Annotated in this window: 19 protein-coding genes; 4 read left to right on the plus strand and 15 right to left on the minus strand. The window is 32.4% G+C overall.

The genetic code is table 11. The features are described from left to right. Window positions 1–126: 126 nt before the first annotated feature. Window positions 127–3,366: a T9SS type A sorting domain-containing protein gene (locus FNB79_RS03665; RefSeq protein WP_143380016.1), complete on the minus strand. Its 3,240-nt coding sequence runs from the start codon at window positions 3,364–3,366 to the stop codon at window positions 127–129. A gap of 424 nt (window positions 3,367–3,790) precedes the next feature. Between FNB79_RS03665 and trpS the strand changes: the two genes are divergently transcribed. Both trpS and FNB79_RS03675 read left to right on the plus strand, forming a co-directional pair. Continuing rightward, on the plus strand, window positions 3,791–4,762 hold the full coding sequence (trpS, locus tag FNB79_RS03670; RefSeq protein WP_143380017.1) for a tryptophan--tRNA ligase: 972 nt from the start codon (window positions 3,791–3,793) through the stop codon (window positions 4,760–4,762). A 61-nt stretch (window positions 4,763–4,823) separates the two neighbouring features. Next, window positions 4,824–6,281, plus strand: a complete 1,458-nt coding sequence (locus tag FNB79_RS03675) for a hypothetical protein (RefSeq protein ID WP_143380018.1) — start codon at window positions 4,824–4,826, stop codon at window positions 6,279–6,281. A gap of 5 nt (window positions 6,282–6,286) precedes the next feature. Here the strand turns inward: FNB79_RS03675 and dprA are convergent, their stop codons facing one another. Next, window positions 6,287–7,387 (minus strand): DNA-processing protein DprA, encoded by a 1,101-nt coding sequence (gene dprA, locus FNB79_RS03680; RefSeq protein WP_143382550.1) that lies wholly within the window; start codon window positions 7,385–7,387, stop codon window positions 6,287–6,289. A 160-nt stretch (window positions 7,388–7,547) separates the two neighbouring features. Between dprA and FNB79_RS03685 the strand changes: the two genes are divergently transcribed. Then, window positions 7,548–8,486 (plus strand): HU domain-containing protein, encoded by a 939-nt coding sequence (locus FNB79_RS03685; protein WP_143380019.1) that lies wholly within the window; start codon window positions 7,548–7,550, stop codon window positions 8,484–8,486. A gap of 121 nt (window positions 8,487–8,607) precedes the next feature. Next, window positions 8,608–9,129, plus strand: a complete 522-nt coding sequence (locus FNB79_RS03690) for an acyl-CoA thioesterase (protein ID WP_143380020.1) — start codon at window positions 8,608–8,610, stop codon at window positions 9,127–9,129. Between the two features lie 4 nt (window positions 9,130–9,133). On the opposite strand, the gene FNB79_RS03695 is transcribed toward FNB79_RS03690, so the two are convergent. The 13 genes from FNB79_RS03695 to atpB form a co-directional block, all read right to left on the minus strand. Continuing rightward, a complete protein-coding gene (locus FNB79_RS03695) occupies window positions 9,134–10,297 on the minus strand; it encodes a murein hydrolase activator EnvC family protein (protein ID WP_317129212.1) in 1,164 nt (387 codons plus the stop codon). A 62-nt stretch (window positions 10,298–10,359) separates the two neighbouring features. After that, entirely contained in the window at window positions 10,360–11,130 is a 771-nt protein-coding gene (locus FNB79_RS03700) for a DUF4292 domain-containing protein (protein WP_143380022.1), read from the minus strand. Further along, window positions 11,130–12,491 carry a tetratricopeptide repeat protein gene (locus tag FNB79_RS03705; RefSeq protein ID WP_143380023.1) on the minus strand — a complete coding sequence of 454 codons (1,362 nt, stop codon included), beginning with the start codon at window positions 12,489–12,491 and terminating at the stop codon, window positions 11,130–11,132. Before FNB79_RS03705 ends, FNB79_RS03700 begins: the two co-directional genes overlap by 1 nt. A 20-nt stretch (window positions 12,492–12,511) precedes the next feature. Beyond that, window positions 12,512–13,531: a sugar phosphate nucleotidyltransferase gene (locus FNB79_RS03710; protein ID WP_143380024.1), complete on the minus strand. Its 1,020-nt coding sequence runs from the start codon at window positions 13,529–13,531 to the stop codon at window positions 12,512–12,514. A 71-nt stretch (window positions 13,532–13,602) separates the two neighbouring features. Then, the gene (gene dut, locus FNB79_RS03715; RefSeq protein WP_143380025.1) at window positions 13,603–14,037 is read right to left on the minus strand and encodes a dUTP diphosphatase; all 435 of its coding nucleotides are present in this window, start codon (window positions 14,035–14,037) and stop codon (window positions 13,603–13,605) included. Window position 14,038: 1 nt separating this feature from the next. Next, entirely contained in the window at window positions 14,039–15,499 is a 1,461-nt protein-coding gene (locus FNB79_RS03720; protein WP_143380026.1) for a lipopolysaccharide biosynthesis protein, read from the minus strand. A 69-nt stretch (window positions 15,500–15,568) separates the two neighbouring features. Continuing rightward, window positions 15,569–16,066, minus strand: coding sequence for a hypothetical protein (locus tag FNB79_RS03725; protein WP_143380027.1), 498 nt, complete (start codon window positions 16,064–16,066; stop codon window positions 15,569–15,571). A 141-nt stretch (window positions 16,067–16,207) separates the two neighbouring features. Next, on the minus strand, window positions 16,208–17,068 hold the full coding sequence (gene atpG / locus FNB79_RS03730) for an ATP synthase F1 subunit gamma (RefSeq protein ID WP_143380028.1): 861 nt from the start codon (window positions 17,066–17,068) through the stop codon (window positions 16,208–16,210). 81 nt (window positions 17,069–17,149) lie between these two features. Further along, a complete protein-coding gene (gene atpA / locus FNB79_RS03735) occupies window positions 17,150–18,730 on the minus strand; it encodes a F0F1 ATP synthase subunit alpha (protein ID WP_143380029.1) in 1,581 nt (526 codons plus the stop codon). Between the two features lie 55 nt (window positions 18,731–18,785). Beyond that, a complete protein-coding gene (gene atpH, locus FNB79_RS03740; RefSeq protein WP_143380030.1) occupies window positions 18,786–19,322 on the minus strand; it encodes an ATP synthase F1 subunit delta in 537 nt (178 codons plus the stop codon). 6 nt (window positions 19,323–19,328) lie between these two features. Beyond that, window positions 19,329–19,829 (minus strand): F0F1 ATP synthase subunit B, encoded by a 501-nt coding sequence (locus FNB79_RS03745; protein ID WP_143380031.1) that lies wholly within the window; start codon window positions 19,827–19,829, stop codon window positions 19,329–19,331. Between the two features lie 102 nt (window positions 19,830–19,931). Beyond that, window positions 19,932–20,120 (minus strand): ATP synthase F0 subunit C, encoded by a 189-nt coding sequence (atpE, locus tag FNB79_RS03750; RefSeq protein ID WP_057782517.1) that lies wholly within the window; start codon window positions 20,118–20,120, stop codon window positions 19,932–19,934. A 38-nt stretch (window positions 20,121–20,158) separates the two neighbouring features. Then, the gene (gene atpB / locus FNB79_RS03755) at window positions 20,159–21,292 is read right to left on the minus strand and encodes a F0F1 ATP synthase subunit A (protein ID WP_143380032.1); all 1,134 of its coding nucleotides are present in this window, start codon (window positions 21,290–21,292) and stop codon (window positions 20,159–20,161) included. Window positions 21,293–21,309 lie beyond the last annotated feature (17 nt).

A 21,309-nucleotide genomic window follows, 5' to 3' on the forward strand; every position in this document is an offset into this window, starting at 1 on the left:
CAAAATCAAATACTTATAATAACAAATAAAAACGAATCTACTCTTTAATCAGTTTTAATCGAGCATTCTTTTTATTATAAAATTTTTTGTATTTAATTACAATGAGATGTTATTATTACTTGTCTTTTAATTAATTAATTTTTTAGTAATTACACTTCCTCCTTCTAATGAAATAGACACGATATATCCTCCTCTTGAAAATGAGAAAGGTGCACTAAACTCTTTTGTATAGTTAACAGAATTATAGCTTATAACCTGCTTACCTGTTAAATCGAATATTTGAACTGTATTAATTGTTTTAGCAGATTTTACATATAATGTTCCATTTTTTATATAGGCAAATGTATCGTCTATTAAAGCTTCATCTGTAGCTAAAGTACTTACATTACTCGCATTGTAAACCAAAATAAAACGATCTTTGGTTTCTCCAGACACTGCTGTAAAACTATATGGAGCAGTTCTTAAATCATGTTCAACATCTAAATAAGTATCTCTTAAATAAACATCCTGAACATCATCTATAAAATTTGTTCCTTCAAAATTACTTATTCCTATTTTATACATTCCGTTATCTAAGACATCTATACCTAGTGGTACCTCATCTACATTTAAGAATGGTAATGGACGACCTTGAATAACCATTTTAGAATCTGAAATTAATGAGTATATTTTAAAGTCTTCATCACTTACAGATACATCATAAAGCCTGTCTTTTTCGTAGGTAGCTCCATCAACATAACCTATTAATGTGCTCGTAGATAAGTTCTCTTCGTTTACTAAATTTAACCAAATCAATTGTTTTTCAACAGATAAATCGTTGGACTCATCGCTGCTATCCTGTCTAAAAAACTCTGAATTATCATATTCTATTTCTGCTGCATCATAACGCATATCATTTGTAAACGCCACACTACCATTTGACTCGCTTTCCAGTAATTGAACAAAAAATCCTTGACCAGATGCAATATAGCCGTCAAATGCATTAGGAATAGATGTACCTGTAGCATTATAATATACAAATTGGTCTCCGTAATTATTTACAGATTCTTCATAAAACCCTGTACCTAAACCTTCTGAAATTTCAGCATTATGCATCCATAAACTTACATTACCTTCTATGTTAGAATTTTTTGTTAAAAAGTCGATAGCATTTATAGCTGACGGATAAGGGTTTCCAACAAAATTCTGATGTCTATCAGCTTCATCGTCAGGTAATGGTGTTCCTGATTTTTTAACAGAAACATTAATTGTAGCATTATTAGGAACACCTGTAAAAGTACTGGTATAAGAATTTGCACCAGATATACCTGTGATAGAGCTTGGAACTCTTGCTATATATCCCACACCGCTATTCATTATTTCGTTATAAATTCTTATCCAATCCCCTGTAGATCCTGTTGCATTAGGACTAGTGGGGTCCCACTTGTATGCTCTAGAATTATCTATTTCGGATACATCTACACCTTCTACAGGAGAAGACCAATATACATAATCGTAAGCATGTAAATTATCGGCTAGACGCTCTACATTTATATCGCCTGAATTTATATTACCATCTTCATCATTAATTTGCACTAAACTTGCATTATTTTCTAAAGTAAATGTTCCTGCAGCAACTGCGGGGGCGATATTACCATCTTCAAGCACATAACTTGCCTCATATGGTTCTACTATTATTTCATTATAAAGGGTAAGTGTTTTTCCTGATGGAATAACAACATCATTCCCTGCTTTAACGGTACAGTCGCAACCTACAAGATCCGTATCTTCATTATAATCATTATAAAAAATTAAACTTTTATCTTGATCATTTATAGTTATCCCTGCAGCTGCATATAGACTTGACACGCTCCAGGATGTACCATCCCAAGAGGTTGGTGTTCCTCCTTGCGACAAAGTAACTGGCACAATTATAGAACCATAATCGTTATATACTTTTACATTATATGTTGCTAAATCTGATTCTTTAACGTCGTTTATAGTAAGAGAAGCCGTCGTGTTAGATAAAGCTTCATTATATTTTGACCATTGATAAGATAGAGCCTCATTTGAATTAGCAGTACCACCAGTATACCCTCCATCTACACTTGCAATAACTGAAAACGTAATATCTGTTGTACTAGGTACTCTACACACATATCTTGGCAATAAAACATCTGCATTAGGAGCCTTTATTTCGAAAGCACTTTTATTATATGCTAAAAAAGATAAATCACACTTTCCTCCTGCCATTAAATTAATATTATTTACGTTCCCTATGTAAGAATTTGTATCACTAGGAACATTTGTAATATCAAAATCAGATAACTCAAGACCAACCATTCTTAAGGGTCTAGTTGCATTATTCCCTAGTTGTTTTTGTACGGGAGTAGAAGTAGCAAAACTCTCTTGTTTCATGCTATAAAAGTCTACATTCCAAGTCGTTAACTTAGCCGCACCATCAGATTCATCCATAATCACTAATTTAATTGGTCTTCCAATAACGTTTCCTTCTTCGTCTGCATAATAATACACATCATAACCGCTTGTTCCTCCTGGTTGTGCAATTTGTGTTATTAATAAATCTGGTGTACTATCTGTTACAGCTCCTACTTGTCCATTTCCACTAAAAAACTTGATACTTGAGGTTTGATTAAAGTTTGCAATTCCTGTTCCTAAATCTAGGCCATTTACACCATCTGTAATTACATCGTAGGCTGTAAGTCCTTTTATAAAGTTGGAAGTTATGGTTGAACCTTCATTATATTCTCCATCTACATAATCTGCTGTACCAATATAATTATCTGAACTAGCATCCCCCTCAACCCCGTTTGTAGAATATGCCTTAAACGTTTGTTCTATATATTGAGTTTCATCTGTTATATCTATCTCTCCAGATAGATTAGTTTCTAACATGTCGTTATCTACCCCTGTTGAATATACAATACCATTATATTTAAATCCCAGTAAGTCATTACTATTATCTAGAGTTACAGAAGAAGAAGATCTCCAAAACACAGGAGTACTATTTAAAACATCAAGTTTCGAATAAATTTCTGTAATTTTTGTTACTGCATTTGTTCCTCCCGAATTTTGTAAAGTTCTAGTTCTAGGAGCAATATAATATATATCAATTCCTGTATCTGAACCACCTAGATTTAAATTACCTGTAACATCTCCTGTACTAGTTGTAGTGGCTGAATTTTTTGAAATTTTAAAAGTCATCTCTGTCTCACTTACAAAAACCGTATTACTAATACTTATATTACTATTTGTAATAGAAAAAGTTGTTGATGATGTAAACCCAGTACCAATAACAGTGATTTTTGTTTGGTAGGTCACCCGTGTTGGAAAAACTTTGGTAACGGTTTGTCCATAAAAAGACATCGTAAATAATAATATATAAATTAAAAAAAGGTGTTTAAATAGAGGGAACAAATGTTTTAAAGACGTAATTTTTATCATAGCAAAATAATTATTAAATTCTTTTAAAGCTCGTCTAATACACTAGGGGAAGAAGTTGTACTTACGGTTTTACCGTAAATTTAAGAAGAACGCAACCGTCAGCAAAAAAATCAGATTATATACAAATTAATCCCTATGAAAGGGCAAATATCAGGTATAATAGAACGTAAACCGTAATTTTTACCGTAACAAAAGTAGCCTAAAACTTATATTAAAAATTTAACTTTAGCTTAGTATTATGGATCGACATCTCAATTAATAAAAAAAATCAGATTGTCTTTAACGATTATTTACATACTCTTTTATTTAAAAAAATTACCTTTGTTTTTCAATAATTACAATTAACATGGCAAGAATTTTAACTGGTGTTCAAAGTACAGGAACCCCACATTTAGGAAACATTTTAGGAGCAATACTTCCCGCAATAAAAATGTCGGGAATAGACACAAACGACTCGTATTTATTTATCGCCGACATGCATTCTTTAACTCAAATTAAAGATGCCGAGACGTTAAGATATAATACTTACAGTGTAGCTGCAACTTGGCTTGCTTGTGGTTTAGATATTGAAAAAGTGGTATTTTACAGACAGAGTGATATTCCGCAAACAACAGAATTAAGTTGGTATTTAAGTTGTTTTTTTCCATACCAGCGTCTAACCTTAGCCCATGGCTTTAAGGATAAAGCAGATCGCTTAGAAGATGTCAATGCTGGATTGTTTACATACCCTATGCTAATGGCTGCAGATATTTTGTTATACGATGCTGAAATTATTCCGGTTGGAAAAGATCAATTACAACATATTGAAATGACCCGAGATGTTGCATCTCGTTTTCATGCAAAAATGGGTGGAGAAACGTTTGTTCTTCCTGAAGGAAAAATTCAAGAAGACGGCATGCTTATTCCTGGAACAGATGGCTCTAAGATGAGTAAAAGTAAAGACAACCTCATCAATATCTTTTTAGATGATAAAAAGTTACGTAAACAAGTAATGAGCATACAAACAGATAGCACGCCCTTAGAAGCCCCTAAAGACTGGAGCAGCTGTAATTGTTTTGCTATATATAGTTTATTAGCTAACGAAAATCAGATTACCCAAATGAAAGCCAATTATGAGGCTGGAAATTATGGATATGGCCACGCTAAACAAGCTTTATTTGAACTCATAGTTGAAAAATTTTCTAAAGAACGTGAACGCTTTAGTTATTATATGAATAACCTTGATGAAATTGATAAAATCTTAGCTATTGGTGCTGAAAAAGCTAAAACAGTTGCAAACAACACCTTAAAACGAGTTCGAGATAAAGTTGGTTATTAAATACAGAATCAACAAACTTCAGTTTTTTAGTTTATATTGTATTGCCCCTAAAATCTAATATATGCTACGTTTAAACCTCACACTTTTTTTAACTTTTTTTGTGTGTATTCAATTTGGATACACACAAGAAGGTTTACAATTTTCTGTAAATCATCAATTATATCTTAAAGGTAACTCTGCCTTATTAGGGAATAATATTTTGAGTGAAGATGATGTTGACCCCTTCAATGACAGAACTTTATATAACGATAAAATTAAAATGGAGTATATCGATGTAGACGATGACAAATCTACATTTAGCTCCAGTCAGGCTATGCTAACACTTCCTGAAAACTCTAAAAAAATTGCTTATGCAGCACTATACTGGAGTGCCATTTATAAATACGATAAAGGTGTAACACGCACCATAAATGACCAAATAATATATAAAGGAAACGACGAACGCACTCTTGATGTTAATGAAATACGTTTTAAAACACCTCAAGGTCAATACCAAGACATAAAAGGTCTTGTTGTTTACGACAGTTATTTAAATTCTTCTTTTAACGACTCTAAACCTTATGTATGTTACGCAAATGTTACAGAGTTACTACAGCAAACAGATACTATAAACGGTAATTATACTGTAGCCAACATTAAAGCCACACAAGGCTATGTGTCTGGTGGTTGTTCTGGTGGGTGGCTATTATATGTAGTTTATGAAAATCCAAACGACAAACCAAAGTATTTCACAACCTACAACGGTTTTTTAGAAGTTGATAAGGAAGAAGTGAACATAAGTTTTGCAAATTTTAAAACCGATGAAATTGGTGACATAAGCACATCGCTATCGTTAGGTGCGCTAGAGGGTGATCAGAAATTTAAATCGGACATATGTTCTGTATATAATAAAAAGACAAAAGAGTTTGTTCCGTTATTTTCAAATTTAAGAGCTAAAAACAACTTTTTTAACAGCACCATTACGATAGATGACAAGTACTTTAAAAACCGTACACCTAATAGTATAAATACGCTAGGTTTTGATCTTTTAAAAATGGAAATCCCAAATAAAGACAATGGTATTTTATCCAACAATAGTTCTGAATTAACCGTACAATTAAAAACTAAAGGAGACCGTTATTACTTGTTTTTTGTAGCTTTTGAGACTGAAATTAGCCCTATTTATTTAGAAAATAAAAACGAAGATTATTATATGACGGTCGATATTGATACGTATGCATTACCACAAAATGAGGATATAATAAAAATAGAAAACTTAAACTCAATAACCATTCCTAATTTAGATCCTGGATACTACTTAGTAACTAATGTTTTTTCAGTTGAAAAAAATGCTGAAAATTGGAAGAAATTCTTAGCAAACAAAGGTCACAACGCAAGGTCTTATAAAAACCCTGTTAATAATTGGAGTTACATTTATTTAGAAATGAGTGAAGACCCTAATGTGGTGTATTTAAAACAGCGCGAATTATCTAGACTTGATTATTTTGAAGATATTTGGGTATTAAAAATAAACATGTAGCCCGATTAAATTAATTCGAATACTTTTCCTGGTAATGGCCTAACCACCCCTTTTAACTCCATATTTAACAATAAACTGGCTGTTTTAAAAATGGGTAAATTACAATTAATAGCAATTGTATCTAATAGTTGTTTATCACTGGTTTTCAAAAAATTAAAAATAATTTGCTCTTGGGTGTCTAACTCTACAAACAATTGTTTTTGAATACTTTTTTGTTCGGTTTCCAATTCCCAATTTAACATATAAGCAACATCAAAAGGCGTAGATAACAACTGCGCTTTTTGCTGTTTTATTAAATTATTACACCCTATACTCAAACTATCGGTTGGCCTGCCCGGCACAGCAAACACATCTCTATTATAAGAATTAGCAATATCGGCAGTTACAAGACTACCGCCACGTGCTGCAGACTCTATTACAATAGTCGCTGAGCTTAAACCCGCAATTATACGATTGCGTTTCAAAAAATTATTTCTATCAAATACAGCTGTACTCCAAAAATCTGTTAAAAACCCTCCATGATTATCTACTTCATGAACATACTTTTTATGTGCTTTAGGATAAATTTGATTTAAGCCATGAGCTAAACACCCAACAGTTTGTAATTTGTTTTTTATAGCCGCTTTATGTGCTGTAATATCTGTGCCATAAGCAAATCCTGATACAATAACAGGGTTAAAAGGAGACAATTCTTCAACTAATTTTTCACAAAAAGCAATACCTGAAGTAGTTATTTTACGTGTACCTACAATACTTATTATACGCTGGGATTCCAATTGCACATTTCCTGACTGAAACAACAATATTGGACCATCAATACAATGCTTTAGTTTTTCTGGATAATTATCAGCTTCAAAATACAAACACTCAATATGGTTATTTTTTATAAACCGTAACTCCTCCTCTGCTGCTTTTAAGTGTATTGCCAAACCCAAATCATTAAGCCTTACTTTACCTATACCATCTATTTTTGCGAGCACATGTTTTTTTTCATTAAACACCGCTTGTGCAGAACCACAGTGTGCTATTAATTTTTTAGCACCAACATCCCCAACATTAGCTACATGTTGCAGTGCCAATACATACAAAATGTCGTCTTCATTCATATTCATTTTAAGGCTTTATTCTAAAATTACAATGTAATTACGATCAATTTACGTAAGTTAATCTATTGATTTTTAAACCACAAGAAACTATTTCTTTTAGTGTTAATAAATTTTTAAATGGCCACTTTGAACGCATTAATATTTAATTAACTTTGCATATATGCAATTAGAAAACTACATTAAGGACTTATTATATAGATACGAATGTGTTATCGTTCCTGAGTTTGGAGCATTTTTAACACAACGTGTGTCTGCAACAATTAATGCAGGCACAAATACATTTTATCCTCCTAAAAAAGCCATATCTTTTAATGAACAAATTCAACAAAACGATGGTCTTTTAGCTCATTACATTGCTGATGTTGAGAAAATTCCTTTTGAAATCGCGTTAGAAAAGATTAAAAAACGTGTTGCTTCGATTAAATCTCAATTAGTTGAAAAAGAATATATTTCATTAGAAAACATAGGACAAATAGCTTTAAATGAAGATGGCAAGATAATTTTTGAGCCATTTAACAATTTAAATTATTTAACCGATGCTTTCGGACTAAATCAAATGGTTTCTCCTGCAATTACAAGAGAGACTTACAAGCGCGAAATAGAATCTATTGAAGAAGTTATTCCGCTTAGAATTACCGAAGAAAAACGCAAATCTAAACCCTATTTCCGTTATGCAGCTGCCGCTGTATTGGCACTTGGAGTTAGTGGATTTTTGGGGTCTAAATATTACGTGAACGAGATTGAAAGCCATAATCAAATTGCACAAGAATCTGCAAATACACAATTAGAGCATAAAATTCAAGAAGCCACGTTTGTAATTGAAAACCCACTACCAGCAGTAAATTTAATTGTTACTAAACCTGTAGGATCTTACCACATTATTGCAGGAGCATTTCGTGTAGAAGAAAACTGCGATAAAGTTATTTCAAATTTAAAAGCAGATGGTTTTAACGCTAGAAAAATAGGCGTTAATAAATACGGATTACATCAAGTCGTTTACGATAGTTATGCTAACAGAGAAGATGCCTTTAAAGCTTTAAATGAAATTAGAAACAATTACAATCCAGATGCTTGGGTACTTGTAAAAAACTTAGACTAAATTTTTGAGCAAAACATACTTGAGCGTTATATAATCTTATAACGCTTTTTTTATAGAGTAAAGACAAATTTAAATTTGCAAGTCAATACTCACTTTGTACCTTTGACCCAAACAAATTTATATGGAAGCAAAAACAGCAGAAGCCACAAAAACTACATTAACAGATCTAGTTTTACCAAGCGAAACAAATCCTTTAAACAATATGTTTGGAGGAGAGTTACTTGCGCGTATGGATCGAGCAGCAAGTATTGCTGCGCGTAGACATTCTAGAAGAATTGTAGTTACAGCATCTGTAAATCATGTTGCATTTAATCATGCCATTCCATTAGGAAGTGTTGTTATTATTGAAGCTAAAGTTTCAAGAGCATTTAATAGCTCCATGGAAGTCTATATAGATGTATGGACAGAAGATCGCGAATCTGGTCTTAAAACAAAAGCAAACAACGCCATATATACATTTGTTGCTGTAAATGAAAGTGGAAGACCAATTCCTGTTCCTGAACTTATTCCTGAAACTGAATTGGAAAAAGAACGCTACGAAGCTGCCTTACGTCGTAAGCAATTAAGTTTAGTGCTTGCAGGTAGAATGAAACCTCAAGACGCTACAGAATTAAAAGCTATTTTTTTAAAAGACGAGAAGTAGTTTCTTACATTTTATAAAGCCATACCGACGGATCTTGTGTGGCACTTTCTTTAAATATACTAAAACTTAAGGTGGTATCTCCTGAAGAACTATTAGTAAATACCTGACCAATAACTTGGTTAGTTGTTACTTTATCACCTTTCTTAACATAAACCTTAGACAAGTTTTTATATGCTGTAAAGTAATTTCCGTGTTGTACTAAAACTGTAGGATTACCTTTTTTCTGAACAATAATAGCATAAACCTCGCCATTAAAAACAGAACGCACTTCGGCACCAGGGCTTGTTGCAATACGCACACCATTGCTATGTATTGTTGCTGTTTTTACAATAGGATGTGGCTGATCTCCATAACGCAGTGTAACCACACCTTTTTGTACAGGCCACGGTAATTTACCTTTATTAGACACAAAATTTGCTGCTAGATTTTTAGCCTCAGGTGTTAAAGCAAACCCTCTTGTTTCTGTGCTTTTACCTGCTTTTTTATTAGACTTTACAATGGCTTCCCGAATTAATTTTTCAATTTCACGATCTATACGGTCTGCCTCTTCTTGTTTTTGCCTAATTTGAGAAGCATAACTATTTAAATCCTTTTGTATAGAAGCCATTAACGCACGTTGTTCTTTACGTTCTAATTCTAATTGAGCTTGGGCAATACTATTCTCTTTAATTAATTCCTGCTTATCTGCCTTTTGCTTAATTAAATTAGTATTTGCTATTTTTAGCGCTTCTGTCTTATGCTTAATATTTGCTGCTTGCTCCTTTTGATAATTGGTATATTGTGTAATGTATTGTAGTCTTTTATAAGCTTGTTGAAAATTGGTAGACGATAATAAAAACATTACTCGACTTTGTTCACTTCTGCTTTTATAAGAATGCACAATCATCTCTGCATAGTCTTTTTTAAGCACTTCTAGATCTTCACGTAGCTGGGTAATCTCGCGTTGGTTAACACCAATTTCTCGAGTTAATAAATTTGCTTGTTGATTTGTAACTTTAATTAAGTTACTACGCACATTTATTTTATGATTTAAATCTTCTATTAAAGATAATTGCGATTTTGCTTTAGATTTGTTTTTGAACAACATGCTATTAATTTGCTCAATTTCTTTACGCAATTCTTGTCGACGATTTTCTAACTCCTGCTGTTTTTTACTTTGTGAAAACACAGAGACACTGCTTATTAAACAGAAAAAAACAATAATTAATTTATATGAGAATAGTGTTTTAATCATTTAAGTTCTATAGCTTCAAAACCTGAAGGAATTTTAAAAGGGAAATTTAATTTTTCGTCCAAAGATACAGATTTGAATTCCAATTCTATAATAGTTTCGCTACTAGCTTCAACAGCATTTATTTTTATGTGTTCCGGAATAATTTCTGATGCTACATCTTGATATTTTAAATAGTCTATTTGTAATAAACGAGATTCTTTTGGTTGGGACAATTGCTGAGACACAATTTTAAAATATGCTGGATTTATTATATAAAACAATTCAAATAAAGGACGTTGTTCTGCCGGTTGTACCACGTATGCATCATCATATACTTCAGACACATATGCTGCTTCTTTTAAATTAAAAAGCGCTTCTCCCAACAACAAATTCTGAACTTTATTAAAATCTAAATCTGTACCTAAAAAATCACTTAACAATTTATAATCGCCTTCAAAAAACGTATTATCTAGTTTATTGTAAAAACTTACTTTATCTGGTGTAATTAATAATCTTGCTGCAGAAAAGGGTCCGTTTAACCAAATGGTTTTATCTTTTTCTATTCTTAAATTAATTGCAACCGATTTAGAATTATCTCCTTCAGAATACACTGCTTTTACTTTAGCAGAAAGTGTTTTAAAACTTGCTGCTTGTTTAGAGTTTTCTTTTATTAATTGTTTGGTATTTAATTTAAAATTAGGATTTGTATTGGTTAAAGTTTTTGCCGATTTACATCCCACAGTGATCATTAATAGGGATGCAATTATAATACGAAGTAGGTGTTTCATTACTCTGAAATTTCAAATTTATTTGCTTTATCTGTAAAGCGTTTTGCTTCTTTTGGTTGATTTAAACCTAAGTAAGATTGTGCGATTTGGTAATAAAAATCACTTTCCATTTTCTTGTCGTCTATAATATAGTCTAAGCCCATTTTTAATTGTTCTATAGCATCTTCAAAACGATTAATTTTATTAAGTGAAACTCCAGCCATTAGATACAACTCTGGCTGAGAGGGATATTTTACTAGCGTTTCTGCAGTTTTTTTATACGCAAGATCGTATTGTTTTAAATCTATATGAAGTACTATAATATTTCTAGAAATGCCATAATTATCACCTTCCAATTGAAGAGCTTCAGAATAATATTTAATTGCTTTTTCTTTATCGCCTTTAGTTAAATAATATTGTGCCAACTCCACAAGCGTTTTACCATCGTTAGAATTACCAACCATGGTAGATATAGTTACTAACTCATCTTCATACTCAGGATTCTCTCCAACAAATCTTACAAAGTCTGCAAGAACTAGTACTTTAGCTTCTGCTTTTATTTGCGGACTTTTCATTGCTATTTCCATAGAAGCTATAGCTTTTTCTGGTTCGTTATCGTCTAAATAAAATTTGTATAGAGCCAAATGTACTAATTGCGATTCTGGATTAATTTCTAAAAGTTTTTTAGCTGTTTCAAAAGCTTTTTCTGTATTTCCGCTTTCACTATATCTATAGATTAAAGCCAAATAGTTAGATTCTTGATCTGGATTATTTTCTACACGTGCTTCAAGATTTTCTATTTGTTCCTTTTTCTGACCCGTAGCATCGTAAATCTGATTTCTTAAAAAATCACGACTTAAAGACACACCATATTCTTCATCTAACTGATCTAAAACTTTAATAGCTTCGTCGTAATCTTTAGTACGTACAAATAAAGCTGCTAAATCTTCCCTATAGTCTGGATGATATTTAACCAGTTGTTTAAGTGTTTTTATCGCCTTATCGTAATCGTTTTGCTGCGCATACACATCGTAAAGCTCGTCTAAATACCATTCGTTATCAGGTTCTAACTTTACCGCTTTTTTTAAAGCAGATTCTGCTTCTCCAAAATTTTTAAGTTTATTATAGTTTTTACCCATCTCAAAGAACAGGACAGATTCGGTAGGATTTATTGCAATACACTTTTGTAAAGCATCTACAGATCGCATATAATTTTCAATACCGCTTTGCTTTAAGGCTTCAAAAAATAATTCTTGAAATTGATCGTCTACTTCACCTAAATCATCTAGAGGTGCGTCTGTATTTTCAACTTGAGCATGAGATAGCATAGACGCTAGAAAGAGTCCTAAAAAACTAAGTTTATAAAAGGTTTTAAACCTCATGCTCATGTTGTAACAATCTCTTAATTTAAAGTGGAATAATCTCCTATACTTATTGTTGTAAAATTTCCATCAAATTCTACATAATTACCTATCATTGCATCATCTAAATTAGCATTTTTAATAGTGGAATGATTACTAATTATAGTATTTTTAACGGTTGAATTTTCTAAAACACAACCTGCTCCAATAGACACATATGGTCCTATAGTTGTATTATTTAAAACAACGCCTTTCCCAACAAAACATGGTTCTATAATTTTAGAGTGGTTTAAAACCACACTATCGTCTACTAATTGTTCTTCACCATCTGCATGAATAAACCCTAACATTTTACCGTTTGTTTGTACAGTAACAGGCTTATTTCCGCAATCCATCCACTCATCAACTTGTCCTGTTTTAAACACTTTACCTTTAGCCATCATACCTTTAATACCATCATTAATTTGGTATTCACCGCCATTAATAATGTTATTGTCTAATACATGTTGAAGTTCTTCTCTAAGAACGGCAATATCTTTAAAATAGTATATTCCTATTACAGCTAAATTACTAACAAAAGTTTGAGGTTTCTCTACCAATTCAATTATTTCTTCGTTAGAATTTAGTTTTACAACACCAAAAGCTTCTGGTTTTTCAACTTGTTTAACCCAAATCACAGCATCTGCATCTGGATCTAAATTAAAATCTGCACGTATTAAAGTATCTGCATAAGCCACAACTGCTGGTCCAGATAAAGATTCCTTTGCACTCATTATCGCATGTCCTGTTCCTAAAGGTTTGTCTTGACGATATATTGATGCTTTTGCACCTAAGCTATGAGCCAGTTGTGTTAAACTCGCTACAACATCGTCTCCAAAAAAGGCAGGATCTCCTAAGATAAAAGCGACTTCGTCTATTGGTTGGTCAATTACTTTAGCGATGTCTTTTACTAAACGGTGCACGATTGGTTGTCCGGCAACTGGAATTAATGGTTTTGGCACAGTTAGAGTGTGTGGGCGTAATCGTGAGCCACGACCAGCCATTGGTACAATAATTTTCATAATTTATCCTGTCTAACCAGGTATATTTTAGTTAATATTTGTTATGTTTTTATAATAATTACGGGGCTAGTTTATACTTTCCCTGTACTCCCAAATCCGCCTGCACCTCTGGCAGTTTCAGAAAGTGTGTCTACTTCTTCAAATTGAGCTTGTTCATGTTTTGCAAACACTAATTGAGCGATACGTTCGCCATTTTCTATGGTAAAGTTCTCGTTAGATAAGTTAACCAAAATCACCCCTATTTCTCCTCTATAATCGGCATCTATAGTTCCAGGAGCGTTTAATACTGTGATACCATGTTTAGCAGCCAAACCACTGCGTGGGCGTACTTGAGCTTCAAAACCAACAGGTAATTCTATAAATAATCCTGTTTTTACAATGGTTCGTTCTAAAGGTTTTAAAGTAATGGCTTCTGTGGTAACCGCACGCAAATCCATTCCTGCAGATGCTACAGTTTCATAATGCGGTAAAGCATGATTTGATTTATTAATAATTTTTACAATCATATTATCTGTTTAATAAATTTTGTATGTCTTGTTTTTCAAACTTATAAATAATCAAAACAAATACAATAAGTAATGCAATTCCAACCCCATAGTTTTCTCTAAAGAAATAGAATGAAAGTATTGAAAAGATTACGGATGTTAATATATAAGCACTAATTTTTTTAATATTATACGGAATTGGATAATATTTCTTTCCGAAGTAGTACGATAAACCTACCATACTTGCATAAGCTGCTAAGGTTGCAATGGCTGAACCTCTATAACTGATAATTGGAATGAGCCAAAAGTTTAAAACTAAAGTTACTAAAGCACCGAAAATTGAAATATAAGCACCAAATTTAGTGCGATCTGTGATTTTATACCATACAGAAAGGTTATGATACATGCCCAAAAATAAATATGCTAATAATATAATGGGCACCACAGACATGGCATCCCAATAGGCTTCACTTCTAATTACAATAAGTTTTAAAAGGTCTGCAAAAACAATAACTCCCAACAAAATTAAAGAGCCAATAGTAACAAAGAACTCTAATATCTTTGCATAGTTTTTCTGAGGATTCTTAGTATTTGCATGACTAAAAAAGAAGGGTTCTATACCTAAGCGATATGCTGTAGCAAACAACGTCATGAATAAAGCGAGTTTGTAGCAAGCAGAATACATTCCCACTTGAGTATCTGCAATACCTTCAGGCAATAATTTACTTAATAAAATACGGTCGAAAGTTTCATTTACAGAAAAAGCTAAACCGGCTATTAATACAGGAAACGCATAACGCATCATCCGTTTCCATAAGTCGGTATTAAAATGATATTTCACCTTAAGATAAAAACTTAACAACAATAATAAAGTTACTGCACTAGCTATTAAGTTGGCAATAAATATATAATTGATTTGATAATTTTCACGATATATACTATTTAAGAACTCAAACTGTTCCGACAAATCGCTTAAAGCTAATAGGAAAAATAAGTTTAAACCAAGATTAATAGCAACATTAATAATTTTTATAATGGCATAGGTCATGGATTTTTCATTAGCACGTAACCATGCGAAAGGAATAATAACCAACGCATCAAGCAATAAAATCCAGATGACGAGTTTAATATATTCGACTTTAATTTCTGTGATGTAAGCAATTTGATTTTGAAATACTAATGCTAAAATAAAGAAACCTAAAGACGAGATAATTAAAGAAATGGTAGATGTACCTACAACAATATCTTGATTTTTCTCTTTATTGAAAAATCTAAAAAAAGCGGTTTCCATGCCGTAAGCAAGCACGACATTAAACATAACAAACCAAGAGAAGATCACCGAGACTGTGCCATATTCGGCAACCGAATTTAAAACTCCAGGAGACGTGTATAAAGGCACCAAAAAGAAATTAAGCATACGTGGCAAGACTGTTGCTAAACCGTAAATAAATGTCTGTTTAAAAAGGCGTTGTAAAGTGCTCAATATATATAGAATTCTAGGTGGCTAAAAGTATTGAAATCAGAAGAACTAAAAAAGAAAAGCTACGACTTATTATGGTTTTGGTCTAGTGTTAGGTATTGGTGGCGTTGATTTAGTATATAAATCTACATATTTAAAATACTTAACTGTTCCGGACTCTGTATATTGAATGATACACTCATTCTCGTCGAGCTCAAATTTAGTTTTTTGTGTTATAGTTTCAGTTACAGCATCAACTGTTATTTTAGAGCTTGTTGGGTGGATGTATTTTTTATTAGTGGCATTTACTTGACGACCAACAAATAATAATTCATTTCGGTTATCTTGTTTTAAAGGTAACTGAAACGTATTAAAATAGAGACTATCTAAAGTGATTTGGTCTGGTAATTGATCTTCTAAAACTATAAAAATATTAACTCCAGAACCTCCTCCTTTTACACCAGAATTCCAATGTGTTTTATACACTTCTTTAATACTAACTGGCACTTTCTTTTCAAGTTTTTGAGATGCACAATTTGTAATAGAACATAATACAAGATTACATAAAAAAAGGACTTTAAAAAATTTCATACCAGACGTTTTGTATTCAATAAAGATAGTAAAGTTAAAGTATAAAAAAAGCCTCGCATATTGCAAGGCTTTTATAAGTATAATGACATTAATGTTTAGATTACTATCTAAAATTTACAAGCACGTATTTTTAATATGGTATTAATTATTAAGTGCTTCTGCACCACCAACAATTTCTAATATTTCGTTAGTAATCGCTGCTTGACGGGCTTTATTATATGTTAATTTTAATTGATCTCTTAATTCGGTTGCATTATCTGTTGCTTTATGCATTGCAGTCATACGTGCACCGTGTTCACTAGCAAAAGAATCTCTTAAGCCTTTAAACAACTGATTTTTCAGAGATTTAGGAATTAATTGTTCTATAATTTCTAATTTTGATGGCTCAAAAATATAATCTGTATTCACATCTTTTTCTACTTCGATAGGAGAAATAGGTAAGAATTGTTCTGTAGTTACAATTTGAGTTGCAGCATTTTTAAATTGATTGTATACGATATCAATTTTATCAAACTCACCGGCAACAAATTTTTGCATTAAAGACTCAGCAATTTCGGCTACGTTTTCAAACGACAAATCATCAAAAACATCACTTCTATTGGCTACAATCTTATTGGTCTTTTTAAATGCATCATTGGCTTTTTTTCCAATAACAAAATAAGACACATCTTTACCAGCATACTTGGTTTGAACTAAATTGTTTACCTCTTTAATAATATTAGAGTTAAACGCACCACACAACCCTCTATTAGACGTAACAGGTATAATAAGTACCTTGTTAACTTCTCTTTGTTCTGAATATTTATTAGAAATATCAGAATCTATCGTTGCACTTAATGTTTGTAAAAGCTCTGTAAGTTTGTCTGAATAAGGACGCATAGCAGTAATAGCATCTTGCGCTTTCTTTAACTTTGCAGCAGATACCATTTTCATGGCACTAGTAATCTGCATCGTTGAAGATACCGAAGCTATTCTGTTACGTATTTCTTTTAAATTTGCCATGTTTTATACTAGAACTAAGTATTGCGTATTCAGTAGTGAGATTTAAAATGATAAACCTCACTACTCAAAACTAAAATCTAATTATGCTTTAAATTTAACTGCTACTTCTTTAGCAACTGCAGCTAATGTATCTGTAACTTCATCTGTTAATTTTCCTGCTTTAAGTGTGCTTAAAACACCTGCATGTTTAGCTCTTAAGAATTCAAGGAAATCACTTTCAAATGCTTTAACTTTATCTACAGGAACATCTTTTAATAAGTTTTTAGAACCTGCATAAATAATTGCAATTTGATCTTCTACTTTAAACGGATCATTTTGAGCTTGTTTTAAAATCTCTACGTTACGCTTACCTTTTTCAATTACGTTTAAAGTTACGGCATCTAAATCTGATCCGAACTTCGCGAATGCTTCTAATTCACGGAATTGCGCTTGATCTAATTTTAATGTACCAGATACTTTTTTCATTGATTTAATCTGTGCATTACCACCAACACGCGATACAGAAATACCTACGTTAATTGCTGGACGTACACCAGAGTTAAATAAATCTCCATCTAAGAAGATTTGTCCATCTGTAATAGAAATTACATTTGTTGGAATATATGCAGATACGTCTCCTGCTTGTGTTTCAATAATTGGTAAAGCGGTTAAAGAACCACCACCTTTTACGATTGGCTTTAATGAATCTGGAAGATCATTCATATCTTTAGCAATCTCGTCATTATTAATAACTTTTGCAGCACGCTCTAATAAACGAGAGTGTAAGTAAAAGACATCTCCAGGATATGCCTCACGTCCTGGTGGACGACGTAATAATAAAGACACCTCACGGTAAGCTACGGCTTGTTTCGATAAATCATCAAAAACAATTAAAGCTGGTCTACCAGTATCTCTAAAATACTCTCCAATTGCAGCACCTGAAAATGGCGCATATACTTGCATTGGTGCTGGATCTGATGCATTTGCTGCAACAATAGTAGTATAGGCTAAAGCACCTTTTTCTTCTAACGTTTTAGCAATTAAAGCTACTGTTGATGCTTTTTGACCAACGGCAACATATATACAATATACAGGCTCGCCTGCATCGTAAAATTCTTTTTGATTTAAAATGGTATCAATACAAACAGCTGTTTTACCAGTTTGTCTGTCTCCAATAACCAATTCTCGCTGACCTCTACCAACCGGAATCATAGCATCAATAGCTTTAATACCTGTTTGTAATGGCTCGGTTACGGGTTCTCTAAAAATTACACCCGGTGCTTTACGCTCTAGTGGCATTTGGTAAGTATCACCAGTTATAGGTCCTTTACCATCTATTGGATTTCCTAAAGTATCTACTACACGACCAACAATACCTTCACCTACATTAATAGATGCGATACGTTCTGTACGTTTTACAGTTGTTCCTTCTTTTACAAATTGTGAAGGTCCTAATAATACTACACCTACGTTATCTTCTTCAAGGTTTAATACAATCCCTTCAAGACCGTTTCCAAAATCTACTAATTCACCATATTGTGCATTAGCCAATCCGTAAACACGTGCAATACCATCTCCTACAGTTAATACCGTTCCCACTTCATTTAAAGTTGCTCCCGCTTCAAAACCTTGTAGTTGTTGCTTTAAGATTGCTGTTACTTCAGCTGGTTTTACTTCTGCCATTTTATCTAGATATAAGCTCTAATCGAAATAATTTCCGATTAAAAAATTTATAAAATTAATTTAATGAAAATTCTTGTTTTATTTTATTTAGTTTGTTAGCTACACTTGCATCATATTGTAAATCGCCAACGCGTAATACGAAACCACCTATGATGTTTTCGTCTATTACATTTTTAATTTCAACAGTTTTCCCAGTTAACTCTTTAAGTTTTACTAGCACTTTTGCTTCTAGATCACTAGTTAAAGGTACTACAGTTGTTACAGTTGCAATATCTGTACCAGATAATTGTTCAAACAATATAGTGTAAGTATTTGCTACATCTTCTAAAATTGATATTCTTTTATTTTCAATAAGAACATCAAATAAGTTAACTGTTGCTGGTGTGATATAATTAAAGACTTCTAACAACACAGCTTTTTTTACTGAAGATTTTAATACAGGACTCTCTAACATATCGCTTAAGTCTTTACTATTTGCAATAGTTTTAGCAATTAAAGTCATATCTTTATTTACAACTTCTGCTGAATTACTTTCCTGTGCTAATGCTATAACTGCTTTTGCGTAGCGTATTGCTGCTCTTGATCCTGCCATGCTTAATTAGTTTAAAGTGTCTTTACCAAGTAAAGAATCTACCAATTCTAATTGCTTGTCTTTATTAGATAATTCTCCGCGTACAACTTTTTCGGCTATTTCTAAAGATAGTTCTGCAACATGATTTTTAATCTCGACCATAGCGGCTTTCTTTTCTCCTTCAATTGCTTGTTTAGCAGCCTCGATCATATTATTTGCTTGATGCTGAGCTTCTTCTTTAGCATCCAGAACCATTTTCTCTTTCATATCACGTGCTTCTTTAAGCATCGTATCACGTTCAACTCTTGCTTCATTCAATAATTTTTCATTATCTGCTTGAAGATTTTGTAATTCTAATTTTGCTTTCTCTGCTGCCTCTATTGCATCTGAGATTCCATCCTCACGAGTTTGTAAAGACTCTAATATAGGTTTCCAAGCAAATTTCCCTAATAATACAATTAAGATTATAAGAATAACGGCTTGCATAATGAACAATCCTGGTGAAAAATCGTTTAATAACTGATCCATTTGTAACTAGATAAAAAGTTTTGTTTTTGTTTTGTTTAATTTTAAAAACATATTCTACAACCAACCGTTGCAGAATATGTTAGTGTTTCTGTATTGAAAGAATTATTTACCTAAGATTAAAGCACCGAATGCTAAACCTTCTAATAACGCTCCAATAATAATCATGGCAGTTTGGATTTTTCCAGCTGCTTCTGGTTGACGAGCAATAGCTTCCATTGCGCTACCACCAATTTTTCCAAGACCTAATCCAGCACCGATTACGATTAATCCTGCTCCAATTAAATTGTACATACTAATTGATTTTAAAATATTAATTAAACAAATTCTTATTAATGATGGTCATGTTCTTCAACTGCCATTCCTATAAATAACGATGATAACATCGTGAAAATAAATGCTTGTAAAAAGGCTACTAATAACTCGATAACAGTTATAAATAAGGCCAATATTAAAGACACTCCTGTTGATGCTACAGGACCAAATGCTTCTTTCATTGTGATTACCAAGGCAATCAAGCTCATGACTACAAAGTGACCTGCTGTCATGTTTGCAAATAAACGCACTAATAAAGAAAATGGTTTAATAATTAAATACCCTATTAATTCAATTACCGCTAAAATTGGTCTTAATATATAAGGTACTCCCGGCATCCATAATGTGTGACTCCAAAAGTCTTTACTACCACTAAATAAATATATAATTACAGTAAAAATAGCCAAACAAGCAGTAACCGCGATTTGACCAGTTACATTAAACCCAAGCGGGGTTAATCCTAATAAATTTAAAATCCAAATAAAGAAAAATATAGTTAGTAAAAACGGCATAAATTTCAAGTATTTTTTCTCTCCAATATTTGGTCTAGCAATTTCGTCCCGAACGTAAAGAACTAATGGCTCTAACACTCTTCCAAATCCGGTTGGAATAGGACCTTTTTTATACCCTTTTGCTAAAGCACCAAATCCTAACAACATTAAAACACCCGCAATTAACATCCCAAACACACTTTTAGTAATAGATAAGTCTAATACTTTATGAGCATTTTCTGCATGGTGATGATCATCAAAAACAACAGCATCTGCTCCTGCTTCTAACTCGTATATTTTACTATGAATTTTAGTTAATTTAACACCTTTTTTTTCTACAATAACTTGACCGCTATCATCATGATGAAATTCTGAAGACATAAAAGTTACTAATCCTTCGCTAGTCCAAAGAATAACTGGTAACGGCATACTAATGTCCTTACGTTCACCAGCATCATTTGTATAAGAAAAGAAATGAAAATCGTGAGAATCTTTTAAGTGATGTGCAATATATTCTTTAATTTTTTCAGGAGTATCTACCTTATTTCCTTTTTCATGATGTTGACCCTCTTGTTTTCCCTCTTTAGCGAAGGTCGAAACAGTAGTCATCAATAAAACTAAAACTACAATAAACTTGATAGATTTTTTTGCTACCATCATATTTTTATAACTAATGA

Source organism: Formosa sediminum (assembly GCF_007197735.1).
Classification (GTDB): Bacteria; Bacteroidota; Bacteroidia; order Flavobacteriales; family Flavobacteriaceae; genus Formosa; species Formosa sediminum.